We start from the raw sequence: 14,016 nt of genomic DNA, 5'->3' as shown, positions 1-14,016 counted from the left end.
GGATTTGGCCAGCATGAAACCACGCACTCCTTCGACCGCGACAGCAGGGCGTCGCCGCCCTTTGCAGTCCCGCGCGCGGCAGACGTTTCAGGCCCTGCAGGACGCCTTTGTTCGGCTTTTGCTTGAGCGCAGCTACGCGGAAATCACCGTTCGCGAGATCGTCCTGGTGGCGGGCACCGGGCTGGGCAGCTTCTACGAGTACTTCTCGGGCAAGGAAGATCTGGCCAAGGTCTGCCTGCATCTGCGTTCCAAGTCGCTGCTGTTGGGCATTCGCGGCGTGACCGGCAGTCATTCGGGCCAGCCGCTGATGCAGATTGCCGAGGCGGTGATCGAGTCACAGCTGCAGGCGCACCGCGAGCGGGCAGATGAATGGGGTGCCCACTATCTGCTGGAGCGCCACTATTCCACTTCCGAGGCCTACCGCAAGATGTTCGAACGCTTTGTGGATGCCTGGGCCGCAGCCATAGAGCAGGCCGTCGATCTGCCCCCGGACTACCCGGTGCGCGATGCTGCGCGGGTGAGCCAGTGCATTCTGTACGGCCTGTTCAATCACAGCTATCTGGCCGCCGATGCACCGCCGGATCTGGACTTGCTGCGCCAGCGCGCCAACACGGCCATATCCGGTTATCTGAACGCCCTGCGCTGCCTGAAATGAAAAAGACCGCCAGCGGCAAGCCGCGGCGGTCCTCGTTGGTCATTGCGCCAGGGCTGGCGATCAGCTCACATGCTTGCCCACGATACCGGCCAGCTCGAACATGCTTATCTGCTCCTTGCCGAACACCGGCTTGAGCTTGGCGTCGGCGTTGATGGCGCGCTTGTCCTTGGCATCCTGCAGGCCGTTGGCCTTGATGTAGTCCCAGAGCTTTTTGATCACGTCGGGGCGCGAGGTGGGTTCGCTGCCGATCACGGCGGCCAGGTCGGCGCTGGGCTTGAGCGTGGCGCTCACGGTGCGGGGCTTCTTCACCGCAGCGGTCTTGGTCGCTGTCTTGGCGGCGGTCTTCTTGGCCGCCGTGCCTGTCTTCTTGGCGGCAGCCGTCGTGGTTTTGGCCGCCGCTGCGCCGGCAGTCTTGCGTGCCGGGTATTTGCCTTCGCGCTGCTCGAACTCGAAGTTCACCTTGCCCGCAGCACCATCCCAGACCAGGAAGGCCTTGAAGTTGCGGCGCGTGCGGTTGGAGACGAACTTCTCCAGCAGATCGGTCTTGCCGGTCTGCAGCAGCTTGCTCATCTGCTCGCGTTCGATGGGCTGCTGCAGAATGATCTGACCGCTCTTGAAGTCGCAGCTGGGCGTGGTCTGGGCCAGCGTAGGCACGGCCTTGGAGCAGACATAGTTGGCGCCATGCTCGAAGACCGGCGAGCCGCACTTGGGACAGGGGCCCAGGCTTTGCTGGTGGGCAAAGTCCACGATCTCGCCCGTGTCCTCGGAGTCCTTGTCGTCGCCGAAGTCGAATTCCAGCTTGAAGTTGCTGTTTTCCTCGTCACGCACGATGGCGACCTCGGCCACGAACGGCCAGCCGGCCTTGGAGCGGAAGCCCTCCAGCGGGCCGATGCGGCGTTCGCGCAGCAACTGCTCGGCCTCGGCCGTCTCGAAGGTGCGGCCGGCCGGCGACTTGGTGAACGAGAAGCCGCAGCCTTCGCTGGCGCCATTGGCGCCCGTGCAGGCATAGCGGCGGTAGTTCTCCTTGACCACGCCGCCGCAGTTGGGGCAGGGCGTGGAGAGCGTCGCGTAATCACCGGGAATGGTGTCGCGGTCGTATTCCTTGGCCTTCTTGACCAGCTTCTCGGTCATGGCCTGGATCTGCTGCATGAAGGCTTCGCGCGAGAGCTGGCCTTTTTCCATCTGCGACAGCTTGAATTCCCATTCGCCGGTCAGGTCGGCGCGGCACAGCTCCTCGACTTCCAGGCCGCGCAGCAGCGTCATCAGCTGGAAGGCCTTGGCCGTGGGGATCAGCTCGCGGCCTTCGCGCAGCATGTACTTTTCCGTCAGCAGGCCTTCGATGATGGCCGCGCGCGTGGCTGGCGTGCCCAGGCCTTTTTCCTGCATGGCTTCACGCAGCTCGTCGTCGTCGATCTGCTTGCCGGCGCTTTCCATGGCTCCCAGCAGCGTGGCTTCGGAGTAGCGTGCCGGCGGCTTGGTCTTGAGGCCCTTGACATCGGCGTGGTGGGTGCGCGGCTGCTCGCCGGGCTGCACGGCCACCAGGGGCTGGCCCTTGTCGCCTTCCTTGGCGTCCTCCACCTCGTTGGCGGCTTCCTTGCCGTAGATGGCCAGCCAGCCCGGCTTGACCAGCACCTTGCCCTCGGTCTTGAAGCTGTGCTGCTCCACCTTGCTGATGCGTGTGGTGACCTGGTATTCGGCGCTGGGGAAGAACACGGCCATGAAGCGGCGCACGACCAGGTCGTACAGCTTCTGTTCGGCTTCCGACAGGCCCGAAGGGGCCTGCGTGGTCGGGATGATGGCAAAGTGATCCGACACCTTGCTGTTGTCGAAGACGCGCTTGGTGGGGCGGATGTAGTTGTCGTTGATGGCCTGCTGGGCAAAGGGCGTCAGATGGCGCATGCCGCTGGTGGCCAGCATGTCGAAGGTCTGGCGTGCCACGGGCAGATAGTCCTCGGGCAGGGCGCGCGAGTCGGTACGTGGGTAGGTCAGGGCCTTGTGGCGTTCGTACAGGCTTTGCGCCAGCGCCAGCGTGGTCTTGGCCGAGAAGCCGAACTTGCCGTTGGCCTCGCGCTGCAGGCTGGTCAGGTCGAACAGCAGGGGCGAAGCCTGGGTGGTGGGCTTGCTCTCTTCGGTCACCTGGGCTGGCTTGCCCTGCACGGCGGCGGCAATCGCTTCGGCATCGGCCTTGTTCCACAGGCGGTCGGCCTTGGCCTCGGCATCGTCCGATTTCTTCCACTGCGGGTTGAACCACTTGCCCAGGTACTGGCCGGCCTGGGCGTCGAAAGTGCCGTGCACCTCCCAGTAGTCGCGGCTGACGAATTTGCGGATCTTTTCCTCGCGCTCCACCACCAGGGACAGGGTGGGTGTCTGCACGCGGCCCACGGTGGTCAGGAAGAAGCCGCCGTCGCGCGAGTTGAAGGCCGTCATGGCGCGCGTGCCGTTGATGCCCACCAGCCAGTCGGCTTCGGAGCGGCTGCGCGCGGCGCTGGCCAGGCCCTGCATCTGGGCATCGCTGCGCAGATTGTTGAAGCCGTCGCGAATCGCCTGCGGCGTCATGGACTGCAGCCACAGTCGCTTGACGGGTTTGCCCAGGCCGCCCTTGGCGCCGCCCGCGTATTGCTCGATCAGGCGGAAGATCAACTCCCCCTCGCGGCCCGCGTCACAGGCGTTGATGAGTTCGGTCACATCCTTGCGCTTGGCCTGCTTGACCACGGCGTTCAGGCGGGTCTTGGTCTTGTCCACGGGCTTGAGGTCGAAGCGCGGGGGGATGACCGGCAGGTTGGCAAAACTCCATTTGCCGCGCTTGACATCGAATTCTTCGGGCGCCTGAATCTCCACCAGGTGGCCGACCGCACTGGTCACCACATAGCTGTCTGATTCGAAATAGTCATCGTGTTTTTCGAACTTGCCTGCCACCGGGGTCAGCGCACGGACGATGTCCTGTGCGACAGAAGGCTTTTCTGCAATCACCAGGGTTTTAGTCATTGTGTGTTCTCGTCGTCATTAACCACCTGAACCCGAATCGAAACTCAGGCTCATACAATTCGCTTCTCACGCGCGCGCATGCGCACATGTGTGCATATTCAAAGTATCAGAGAAAACATGCCCCGCACATCACTGGCCTCTTCAACGGGTCGACGCATCCAGACCCGGCGCTCCGGCGTTCATGGCAAAGGCGTTTTCGCCGCGCAGGATATTGCGGAAGGCGAAACCATTATTGAGTACGTGGGTGAAGTGATTGACTGGCAGGAGGCGCAGGACCGTCATCCGCATGATCCCAGCCAGCCCAATCACACTTTTTACTTTCAGGTCGACGATGAGCGGGTGATAGACGCCACGCACAAGGGCAATTCCTCGCGCTGGATCAACCACAGCTGCGCGCCCAACTGCTACACCGACGAGATCGACGGTCGCGTCTATATCGTGGCGCTGCGCAATATTGCAGCGGGCGAAGAACTGAACTACGACTATGGCCTGATGGTGGAGGAGCGCTATACGGCCAAGCTCAAGGCTGAATATGCCTGCTACTGCGGCGCTGCGAACTGCCGCGGCACCATGCTGGCGCCGAAAAGGGGCTGGAGACCGCCGATGCCTGCAAGCATCCCCTGAGGCGCTGCGCGCCTTCCCCTTCTCTCTACGCGCTTTGCGCTATGGGAAGGGGACGACGCCCTCGCTGCGGGGCGGCCCTTGCTTGGCGTCTCTGACTTGCGTTGCGCCAGTTTCTAGATTTGAATAGATAAAAAATGACTCAGCCGATTCACTGGAATGCCGAAGCCTTGTGGGAAGCCATTGCACCGCAGTTGCCGGGCTTTACGGTCGAGGTGCTGCCGACCATCGACTCCTCAAATACCGAACTCATGCGCCGCGCGCGCGACGGGTTGACGGATCCGGTGCTGTTGATTGCCGAGCAGCAAACCCAGGGCCGAGGCCGCCTGGGCCGCAACTGGGTCAGCGGCGTCGGTGATTCGCTGATGTTCTCGCTGGGCCTGCCGCTGGCACCGCGCGACTGGTCGGGGCTGTCATTGGCGGTGGGCGTGAGCGTGGCCGAGAGCCTGCAGCCTCAGCTTCCCGCAGCGGGGGCTGCGCCCAAGATCGGCATCAAATGGCCCAACGATCTGTGGCTGGAGGGCGACCGCAAGCTGGCCGGCATTCTGATCGAGACTGCCAGCTTTGTCGGCGGCCAGCAGCACGATATGACGGCTCCGCGCTATGTGGTGATCGGTATCGGCATCAATGTGCGTCCCCGTCCCGGTGACGGCATGCGCACGGCCCCGGCCTGCCTGCAGGAGCTCGATGCCGCACTGGATGCGCCCACGGCCCTGGCCTGCATATTGCCCAACCTGGTGGCCGAGGTGCAGAGCTTTGCCCGGCATGGCTTTGCTCCGCTGATGCAGCGTTTCGCCCAGCGCGACCTGCTGGCCGGACGCGAGGTGAATCTGAGCGACGGCACGAGCGGCATGGCTCAGGGTGTGGCTGCCGATGGCGGCTTTCTGGTGCGTACAGCGACCGGGCTGCAAACCGTGACCAGTTCCGAAATCAGCGTGCGTCCGGCTGGCAGCCCGCTGCAGGCTTGAAATGAAGCACCTCCTGAGGCGCTTTGCGCCTTCCTCCTCTCTCTACGCGGTGCGCGCTAGGGGAGAAGGACGCAGCCCTCGCTGCGGGGCGGCGGGGCCGCCCAGGCCCTTGCCCGGCTGCCCGCGAGCGGCTGCAGCCCATGGATAACTGATGTGAGAAACCTATGCTGAGAATCGTTTTTCTGCTCCTGGTACTGGGCAACGCCGGTTACTACCTGTGGAGCCACGGCTATCTGGCCGGCATGGGGCTGGCGCCGGAGTTGCAGTCCGAGCCGCAGCGCCTTCAGGAGCAGATCAGGCCGGATGCCCTGGTGCTGCAGCAGCCCGAAGCGGCGCAAGCTCCGGCTGTTGAACCGGCAAAGACTATGGAGCCCGAAGCGCCTGCGGTGGACGACAGCGCGCCGCCAGCCGCTCCCGAAAGCAAGTCGGATGGCAAGCCTGAAGCTGCAACCGTCGCGGCCAGGGAAACCAAGGACGCCAAGGACACAAAGGATGCCAAGACCGCCATCAAAGAGCCCGAGGCCTGTTATCAGGCCAACGGCATCGAAGAGGCGCAGGCCGACAGCATTCGCCGTGCGCTGGCGGGCAAGTCCAAGAGCGATTGGGAGCTGGTGGCCAGCCATCAGGGCGGGCGCTGGATGGTCTATATGGGCAAGTTCCCAGACGCCGAGTTCATGGACCGCAAGCGCGGCGAGCTGCGCCTGATGAATATCGACTTCGACCGCGCCGGCGGCAGCTTCGAGCCCGGTCTGTCGCTGGGGCGTTTTTCGACGGAAGAAGCCGCCCAGCGCCAGCTGGCGACTTTCGCGCGCCAGGGCGTGCGCACGGCGCGCGTGGTGCAGGAGCGCCCCGATGTGACGACCTATGCGCTGCGCCTGCCCAAGGCCACGCCGACCTTGCGCAACGAAGTGGCGGCGCTGGCTGGCAAGAATCTGGTGCCCAAGGCCTTGCAGGCCTGTGCCAAGTAATTTTCGTAGCTGCTATCGCAAGAAAGGCCTGCATTTGCAGGCCTTTTGTATTGGAAAACCAGTTGCGACAAGCGCAACCAGCTCCTGTTTTTAGTCCAGATGAATATTGGCGACGGCGGCCAGCTTCTTCATCTTGGCCACTTCGCTGGCGATCTGCTTGGTGAAGTCGGCGCTCGATGTGCCCGAGGGGTACAGGCCTTGAGCAGCCATGCGCTGCTTGACGGCAGGGTCCTTGAGTGCGGCAATGATGGCTTTTTGCACACGTTCCACTTGTGCGGCGGGCGTGTTCTTGGGGGCTACCAGGCCGAACCAGGAAGGCTCGTTCAGATCGGGGTGACCGGCCTGCGCATAGGTCTGCACATCGGGCAGCACGTCCAGGCGTTCATGCCAGGACACGGCCAGGGCGCGCACCTTGCCCGACTTGATATGGGGCAGGGACGAGTTCACCTGGTCGAAGTACACGGGAACCTGGTTGCCCAGCACGTCGTTGATGGCAGGAGCCGAGCCACGGTAGGGGATGTGGTGCATTTCGGTGCCCGTGCTCTTGAGGAACTGGGCGCCCCACATATGGCCGATGGTGCCGTTGCCGGGGGTGGCATAGGACACCTTGCCGGGGTTGGCCTTGAGGTAGGCCACAAACTCGGCAAAAGTCTTCACGGGAATCAGCTTGGGGTTGATCACCAGCACGCCGGGGGCCTTGACGATCTCGGTCACGCCCACGAAGTCGTTGATCGCGTCGTAAGGCAGCTTTTTGAACACGGCGGGGTTCACGCCATGGGTGGACAGGGTGGCAATACCGAAAGTCACGCCATCGGTGGCGCGAGCCACTTCTGCCATGCCGATGGAGCCGCCGGCGCCGGCCTTGTTTTCAATCACCACGGCCTGGCCGCCCAGCAGCTTGATCAGCACGTCCTGCATATTGCGGGGCACCATGTCGGTGGGGCCGCCAGCGGGGAAGGGCACGACGATACGCAGAGGACGCGATGTGTCCTGCGCCATGCTCATGCCGGAGAAAGAAGAAGCGGCTGCGGCAGCAGCGGCGGTGTAGATGAATTGACGTCGTTGCATCAAAAAGCTCCCAGGATCCAGTGATTCCAAATTGCTGTCTTGCAGAGCGCAAATAGCGACTCTTCAGACAACCCATGATCGAATTGATTCTAGGGTAAGCGAGAACTTGCCAAATACGCAGTTTCCGATATTCGCATCGGGGCAAACGGGCGCAAAGCCAAGCCTGGCGCGGCTTCTCAGCCTTGGGAGGCACCGAATTGGTGCATTTTTAGGTTGCGCTTCACTGCTGTCCGGGCATGGCCTTGAAGCGCACGGTAAACAGCGCCCCCGGCGGGGTATGGCCGGGCCTGGCATCCTGCAGCAGCACTTGCGCGCCGTGCTGACGGGCGATTTCCATGACGATGGGCAGGCCCAGACCGGAGCCGTCGGCTTCGGAGCCCAGCGCCCGGTAAAAGGGCTGGAAGATCAGTTCGCGCTCGCCCAGCGGCACGCCGGGGCCTGAATCCTCGACTTGCAGCAGCAGAATCTGGCCGAAATGATCGGCCTGCACGCGCACGGTGACCACGCCTGGCTGTTCGCTGGTCGATGGCGTGTAGTTGATGGCGTTGTCCACCAGATTGCGCACCAGCTCGGCCAGCAGCGTGGCATTGCCGTTGAGCCAGACACCGGGCGTGCTGGCGCTGGCACCCTCGTAGCCCAGGTCTATGTGCTTGTCCATGGCGCGCGGCAGGCAGTCCTGCACCACGTCGGTGACGATGCGCACGAGGTTGCAGCCCTGCATGGCGGGCACGGCGCTCTCGGCCCGTGCCAGTGCCAGCAGCTGGTTGACAGTATGGGTGGCACGCATGCTTGAGCGGCCGATCTGCGCCAGCGAGCGCTTCAGGTCTTCGGTATTCGTGCCCTCGCGCTGGGCCAGGTCGGCCTGCATGCGCAGGCCCGCCAGCGGGGTCTTGAGCTGGTGGGCCGCGTCGGCCAGAAAACGTTTTTGCGTGGCGATGGAGTCATGCAGGCGCTGCAGCAGATCGTTGACCGAATCGACCAGCGGCACCACCTCCAGCGGCACATCCTTGTGATTGATGGGCGAGAGATCCTCGGGCTTGCGCGCGCGGATGCGCTCCTCCAGCCGGTGCAGCGGCTTGATGCCGCGTGCCAGCGCCAGCCAGACCAGCAGGGCGGCCAGCGGCAGGATGACGAACTGCGGCAGCATCACGCCCTTGATGATTTCCGTGGCCAGCACGCTGCGCTTTTCGCGTGTTTCCGCGACCTGCACCAGGGCGTTGGGCTCGCCGGGCAGCGGCATGCGCACCCAGATATAGGCCACGCGCAGGTCAATGCCCTTGTATTCCTCATCGCGCAGCAGCACCGAGCCGGTGGGCGTGTCCTCGTCGACGGAGGGCGGGCGCGGCAGGTCGCGCTCGCCGGCCAGATATTCGCCCCTGGTGCCGCTGACCTGGAAGAACACCGTGTCCGATTCATCGGCGCGCAGGATCTCGCTGGCCGACTGAGGCAGATTGAACTGCACCTTGCCGCGCTGCACGATGACCAGCTGAGCCAGGGCCTGGGCGTTGTACTCCAGCGCGCGATCGAAGGGCTTGTTGGCCAGGCCCTGGGCCACCAGCCAGGTCAGCGCCAGGCTCACGGGCCAGAGCAGCAGCAGCGGCGTGAGCATCCAGTCGAGGATCTCGCCAAAGAGGGATCGCTGCTCACGCTGAAAAATTTTCATGCTTGTAAAACTGGCGTATTCCAACTCAGGGATGGCCAGCAAGGGCCGCCCCGCAGCAAAGGCCATCGTCCCCCTCGGGGGGAAGCGGTGGGGGCCGCCTAGGCAAAGCCGCTCAGGGGGGGGCTATCTTTTCCAGGCAGTAGCCGAGGCCACGCACGGTGGCGATGCGGATCGGGCCTTTCTCGATTTTCTTGCGCAGGCGGTGAATATAGACCTCGATGGCGTTGTTGCTCACCTCTTCGCCCCATTCGCACAGGCGCTCCACCAGCTGGTCCTTGCTGACCAGGCGGCCCGCGCGCTGCAGCAGCACCTCCAGCAGGCCCAGCTCGCGCGCCGACAGCTCCACCATCTTGCCGTCTATGGTGGCGACCCGGCCGGTCTGGTCATAGACCAGCGGGCCATGCTTGATGGTGGAGCTGGCGCCGCCCATGCCGCGACGCGTGAGGGCGCGCACGCGCGCTTCCAGCTCGGACAGCGCAAACGGCTTGGCCATGTAGTCGTCCGCACCATAGTCCAGGCCCTGTACGCGCTCTTCGATCGAATCGGCGGCCGTGAGAATCAGCACCGGCAGCGCATCGCCGCGCCCGCGCAGGCGCTTGAGCACTTCCAGGCCGTGCACCTTTGGCAGGCCCAGATCGAGAATCAGCAAATCGAATTCGCTGCTGGTCAGCAAGGCGGTATCGGCCTCGCTGCCGTTGGCCACATGGCTGACGACGGCACCCGAGCTGCGCAGCGTGCGCAGCAGGCCATCCGCCAGCACCTGGTCGTCTTCGGCAATCAGTATGCGCATGTGTGTCTCCTGCTTGTTATGTGTGCCTGTTTGCACTTTTGCTGCCATTGTAGGGATGGCTCATGGCCGTTCGGGGCAATTCTCGACAGCCGCTCATAGGCGTCAAGAAGGCGTCAATACAGAATCTCAGTAGCCTTCGGCATAGGCTTCCAGGCCCAGCGCGACCACGGTGGCCACATCCGCGCCCACGGCTTCGCGAAATTCGGCCTCGGCCTGGCTTACGGCGTCGTGAAAAGCCTGCAGCCAGGCCAGACCCGCATCGGTGAAGCGCACGCGCCTGGCGCGCGCATCATGCGGGTCGGCCTCGCGCGTGACCAATCCCCAGGCTTCGCACTGCGCCACCAGATCGGCCATGGCCTGCTTGGTCATGCCGGCCTTGTCGGCCAGATCGGTGAGCCGGTCGCCAGCCAGCGACAGATGGCGCGTGATGTGGATATGGGCCGCTCCTACCTTGTCGCGCGCCGCCAGATTGGATAGCGCCAGCGGCACCTCCACTGCACGCGCCATGAGCTGCAGCACGCGCGCATCGAAGCGGCGCATGGCATGGCCCAGCAAACGGCCCAGATGGGTCTGGCGCCAGGCATCGGCGGGCGGGGTGACAGGGGCGATTTCTGACATGGATAAATAGTAAGGCAAACTGACTAAATATTTAAATAAATCTGCAGTATCCGCATCTAAACTACTGTTCAAGCATCCAGCCTGAATGCAAAAACAGGACTGGCCACAGACAGTCATTCACCTACTTCGGAGCCTGATATGAACGCCATCGCCAAGACCAACGACGCCAACAGCGAAAAAGCCAAAGCCCTGGCTGCAGCCCTGGCCCAGATCGAAAAGCAGTTCGGCAAGGGCACCATCATGAAGCTCGGTGAAGGTGAGGCCATCGAAGACATTCAGGTCGTTTCCACCGGCTCTCTGGGTCTGGACATCGCGCTGGGCGTAGGTGGTCTGCCCCGTGGCCGCGTGATCGAAATCTACGGTCCCGAATCCTCGGGCAAGACCACGCTGACGCTGCAGGTCATTGCCGAGATGCAAAAGCAGGGCGGCACCTGCGCCTTTATCGACGCCGAACATGCGCTGGACACCAGCTACGCCCAGAAGCTGGGCGTGAACCTCAGCGACGTGCTGATCAGCCAGCCCGACACCGGTGAGCAGGCTCTGGAAATCTGCGACAGTCTGGTGCGTTCGGGTGCCGTTGACCTGATCGTCATCGACTCGGTGGCCGCATTGACGCCCAAGGCCGAAATCGAAGGCGAGATGGGCGATGCCCTGCCCGGCCTGCAGGCCCGTCTGATGAGCCAGGCCCTGCGCAAGCTGACGGCCACCATCAAGAAGACCAACTGCATGGTCATCTTCATCAACCAGATCCGCATGAAGATCGGCGTGATGTTCGGCTCGCCCGAGACCACCACCGGCGGCAATGCGCTGAAGTTCTATGCCTCCGTGCGTCTGGATATCCGCCGCACCGGCACCATCAAGAAGGGCGACGAGGCCATCGGCAACGAAACCAAGGTCAAGGTCGTGAAGAACAAGGTCTCGCCCCCCTTCAAGACTGCAGAGTTCGACATTCTGTTTGGCGAAGGCATCAGCCGCGAAGGCGAGATCCTGGACATGGGCGTGAATGCCAAGATTCTGGAAAAGAGCGGTGCCTGGTATGCCTACAACGGCGAAAAAATCGGCCAGGGCCGCGACAACTCGCGTGAATTCCTGCGCGAGAACCCCGCGCTGGCCATTGAGATCGAAAACAAGGTTCGCGAAAGCCTGGGCATCAAGCTGCTGCCCGTGGACGGTGCTGCGGCTGCCGAAGCCAAGCCTGCCAAGGGCGGCAAGGGCAAGGTGGACAAGGACGGCGTGATTGAAGGTTGATTCAGTCACCCTGAGGCGCCATGCGCCTTTCGCGAAAGGGGACTACATCCTCGCTGCGGGTGCGGCCCCTGCTTGATGTCCCTGGCTTGGTGAGCGCCAGTGTTTGAGTGCGGGCCTCATTGCTCAAAAGGTTTGCCATCTTTGCGCAGGTTCGTCCTGCGCCTTTTTGTTTCTGGAGATGCGTCGTGAGCTTTGCCAAACTTTCACTCAAGGGCCGCGCCCTCAAGCTGCTGGCGCAGCGCGAGCATTCGCGGCTGGAGCTGCAGCGCAAGCTGGCCGCCCATGTGGAGGAGGGCGACGATCTGAATGCCGTGCTCGACGAGCTGGAGCAGCGGGGCTTCATCAGCGTGGAGCGCGTGGTCGAGTCTGTCTTGCGCAGCAAGGCCGGCCGTTATGGCGCAGCGCGTCTGGTGCATGATCTGCGCAGCAAGGGGCTTGATGACGAGACCGTGCGCCAGGCGGGCGAGCAGCTGCGCGGCAGCGAGCTGCAGCGCGCGCGCGAGCTGTGGTGCAAGCGTTTTGGCAGCGTGCCCGTCGACCTCAAGGAAAAGGCCAGGCAGTTGCGCTTTCTGGCGTCGCGCGGCTTTTCGTCCAGCGTGGCTTCACGCGTGCTGCGCGATGCCCCATACTCCCCTGCACCCGACAGCGAGGACGAGGACTGAGGCGGCCACCCGGTCCCCGCCCGCCTGCGGCGGAAACAGCTTCTTACACCGGAGGGACCCACGTGCTGACTGCTTCGCAACCCCCTGATTCCCCATCCGCCCTGCGCGTGGGCCTGAGTGCCGGCAAATCGCTGCTGGGCGGCCTGATGCTGGGTGCCTTGCTGGCCCTGGTGCTGGGCTGCGGCGCGGCCGTGTTCTATTTTTCCCGCCTGATGGCCGATCCCGGCCAGGGCATTCATGCCTCGGCCCATACCGGCATCTACGGCGCCGTGATCAGCCTGCTGATGTCGCCGCCGCTGCTGGTGGCCGTGGTGCTGATCTTCATCATCCCCGCCTACCTCATGGTCGGTCTGCAGCTGGGCCGCGCCCGCGCGGCAGGCAAGCTGGTGGCGCGCTACGGCCAGGGCCTGGCCGAGCGCCTGGCTGCCATGCTGGCACAGCGCATCGAGGCCCTGCCCAGCGCTCACAAGGCCATGCACAAGGCGGCCGACCTGCTCACCGTGGGCGCGGCGATGGAGCATCTGCAGCCCTGGGTGGGCAACGGGCGCGCTGTGCAGTTCGTGGTGCGCAGCGTGCTCAATCGCCTGCCGCTGTCCGATCTGCTCGAGGAATGGGGGCGCACACGTGCCCAGTGGGGCAGCGAAGGCGGCAAGGACGACCCGGCGCTGCGTGCTTTTCTGGGCGCTCGCATCGAGGAGATGCTGCAGGGCCTGACCGAGCCGCCCTGGACGCTGTTGTGGATTTTGCTGGCCGGCCATGCCGTCGTGCTCGGCCTGGGCATCTGGCTGACCGCCTGAGCGCCCGGCCGGCCTGGCACCGGCTCAATGTCGGTGGCTGCGCGTAGCCCACCAGCAGACCAGCGAACCCAGCGTTACCAGTGCCACGCCCTGCCAGAAGCTCCAGCCCGGCAGCACCTGCAGCAGTGCGCTGGCCATCAGCGCCGAGAGCACGGGTGTGAAATAGGACGCCGCAGCCAGCAGGGCCAGCTTGCCATGCTGGATGCCGTGCTCCCAGCAGCTATAGCCCAGTGCCGTGAGCGCCCCGACCAGCAAGACCTGGCCGGCGGTGAGCCAGCTCCAGAGCATGGGCTGTGACTCGCCCAGCATCAGCCACTTGAGCCACAGCGCGATGGCAGTCCAGGTCACGAACAGACCCACGGCGTTGAAGCCGGCGCCATAGCGGCGCGCCAGCAGCGAGTAGGCCGGCCAGAGCAGGGCGGCTGCAAAAACCATGCCATAGGCCAGCGGGTTGCCCAGCACATGGCTCCACATGACCGGCAGGCTGAAGCTGTCGCCGCCCAGCACGCGCGCCAGACCCCACAGGCAGATCAGCACGCCCGGCCACAGCCACCAGCGAGCCGCCTGCTGGCCGCAGAGCACGGCCAGCACGATGGTGAGGCTGGGCCAGAGATAGTTGATGAGCCCGATTTCCATGGCCTGGCTGCGGTCGTGGGCCAGGCCCACGGCCACGGACAGGCAGATTTCATAGACCACGAACAGCAGGCCGCAGCCCCAGAGGTAGGCAGGGTGCATGCTGCGCCAGCGTGCCAGCTCGCGCCAGCCTTTGCGCCCGCGTGCTGCGGCAATGCAGATGGCGGCCATGGTGTAGAGGCAGGCCGCGCCGCCGACGGCGCCCAGCGGCTCGGCCACGGCGCGCATCAGACCCACGGTGCAACTCCAGCAGAGTACGGCGATCAGGCCGATGGCCGTGGCCTTTTGCGCGGCGGCTGCGTTCATGCGCAGCCGTTCCTGCTCCTGAAGCAGGAGCTGT

The 14,016-nt window shown here is 64.2% G+C and carries 13 protein-coding genes; 7 read left to right on the top strand and 6 right to left on the bottom strand.

All coding sequences use genetic code 11. The features are described from left to right. The first annotated feature begins 61 nt into the window (after positions 1–61). Positions 62–655: a TetR/AcrR family transcriptional regulator gene (locus CSE6_RS05490; RefSeq protein ID WP_059440047.1), complete on the top strand. Its 594-nt coding sequence runs from the start codon at positions 62–64 to the stop codon at positions 653–655. 60 nt (positions 656–715) lie between these two features. On the opposite strand, the gene CSE6_RS05485 is transcribed toward CSE6_RS05490, so the two are convergent. Then, positions 716–3,640 (bottom strand): DNA topoisomerase III, encoded by a 2,925-nt coding sequence (locus tag CSE6_RS05485; protein ID WP_059440046.1) that lies wholly within the window; start codon positions 3,638–3,640, stop codon positions 716–718. A gap of 117 nt (positions 3,641–3,757) precedes the next feature. Here CSE6_RS05485 and CSE6_RS05480 point away from each other — a divergent pair, with 117 nt between their 5' ends. The 3 genes from CSE6_RS05480 (at position 3,758) to CSE6_RS05470 (ending at position 6,197) form a co-directional block, all read left to right on the top strand. Continuing rightward, positions 3,758–4,264: an SET domain-containing protein gene (locus CSE6_RS05480; RefSeq protein WP_059440045.1), complete on the top strand. Its 507-nt coding sequence runs from the start codon at positions 3,758–3,760 to the stop codon at positions 4,262–4,264. A gap of 134 nt (positions 4,265–4,398) precedes the next feature. After that, positions 4,399–5,229, top strand: a complete 831-nt coding sequence (locus tag CSE6_RS05475) for a biotin--[acetyl-CoA-carboxylase] ligase (protein ID WP_059440044.1) — start codon at positions 4,399–4,401, stop codon at positions 5,227–5,229. Positions 5,230–5,393: 164 nt separating this feature from the next. Next, the gene (locus CSE6_RS05470; protein WP_059440043.1) at positions 5,394–6,197 is read left to right on the top strand and encodes a hypothetical protein; all 804 of its coding nucleotides are present in this window, start codon (positions 5,394–5,396) and stop codon (positions 6,195–6,197) included. Positions 6,198–6,287: 90 nt separating this feature from the next. Here the strand turns inward: CSE6_RS05470 and CSE6_RS05465 are convergent, their stop codons facing one another. The 4 genes from CSE6_RS05465 to CSE6_RS05450 all read right to left on the bottom strand — a co-directional run bounded on the left by CSE6_RS05465 (position 6,288) and on the right by CSE6_RS05450 (position 10,336). Beyond that, positions 6,288–7,265, bottom strand: a complete 978-nt coding sequence (locus tag CSE6_RS05465; protein WP_003064761.1) for a tripartite tricarboxylate transporter substrate binding protein — start codon at positions 7,263–7,265, stop codon at positions 6,288–6,290. A gap of 220 nt (positions 7,266–7,485) precedes the next feature. Continuing rightward, positions 7,486–8,928 carry a sensor histidine kinase gene (locus CSE6_RS05460; RefSeq protein WP_003064759.1) on the bottom strand — a complete coding sequence of 481 codons (1,443 nt, stop codon included), beginning with the start codon at positions 8,926–8,928 and terminating at the stop codon, positions 7,486–7,488. 112 nt (positions 8,929–9,040) lie between these two features. Continuing rightward, entirely contained in the window at positions 9,041–9,718 is a 678-nt protein-coding gene (locus CSE6_RS05455; RefSeq protein WP_003064757.1) for a response regulator transcription factor, read from the bottom strand. 126 nt (positions 9,719–9,844) lie between these two features. Next, positions 9,845–10,336 (bottom strand): MarR family winged helix-turn-helix transcriptional regulator, encoded by a 492-nt coding sequence (locus CSE6_RS05450; protein WP_012840368.1) that lies wholly within the window; start codon positions 10,334–10,336, stop codon positions 9,845–9,847. 138 nt (positions 10,337–10,474) lie between these two features. Here CSE6_RS05450 and recA point away from each other — a divergent pair, with 138 nt between their 5' ends. The 3 genes from recA to CSE6_RS05435 all read left to right on the top strand — a co-directional run bounded on the left by recA (position 10,475) and on the right by CSE6_RS05435 (position 13,043). Continuing rightward, positions 10,475–11,584 carry a recombinase RecA gene (gene recA / locus CSE6_RS05445; protein WP_003072158.1) on the top strand — a complete coding sequence of 370 codons (1,110 nt, stop codon included), beginning with the start codon at positions 10,475–10,477 and terminating at the stop codon, positions 11,582–11,584. A gap of 185 nt (positions 11,585–11,769) precedes the next feature. Beyond that, positions 11,770–12,246, top strand: a complete 477-nt coding sequence (gene recX, locus CSE6_RS05440) for a recombination regulator RecX (RefSeq protein ID WP_034351075.1) — start codon at positions 11,770–11,772, stop codon at positions 12,244–12,246. A 62-nt stretch (positions 12,247–12,308) separates the two neighbouring features. Beyond that, complete coding sequence (locus CSE6_RS05435; protein ID WP_034382405.1) at positions 12,309–13,043, top strand: hypothetical protein; 735 nt, start codon at positions 12,309–12,311, stop codon at positions 13,041–13,043. Positions 13,044–13,067: 24 nt separating this feature from the next. Here the strand turns inward: CSE6_RS05435 and yddG are convergent, their stop codons facing one another. Then, positions 13,068–13,982 carry an aromatic amino acid DMT transporter YddG gene (gene yddG / locus CSE6_RS05430; protein WP_059440042.1) on the bottom strand — a complete coding sequence of 305 codons (915 nt, stop codon included), beginning with the start codon at positions 13,980–13,982 and terminating at the stop codon, positions 13,068–13,070. Positions 13,983–14,016: the final 34 nt, after the last annotated feature.

It is taken from the genome of Comamonas sp. E6, from assembly GCF_001010305.1.
In the GTDB taxonomy this organism is placed as follows: Bacteria; Pseudomonadota; Gammaproteobacteria; order Burkholderiales; family Burkholderiaceae_C; genus Comamonas; species Comamonas thiooxydans.
The sequence above is the reverse complement of the archived record's forward strand: the minus strand, read 5'-3'. Positions and strand labels throughout refer to the sequence as shown.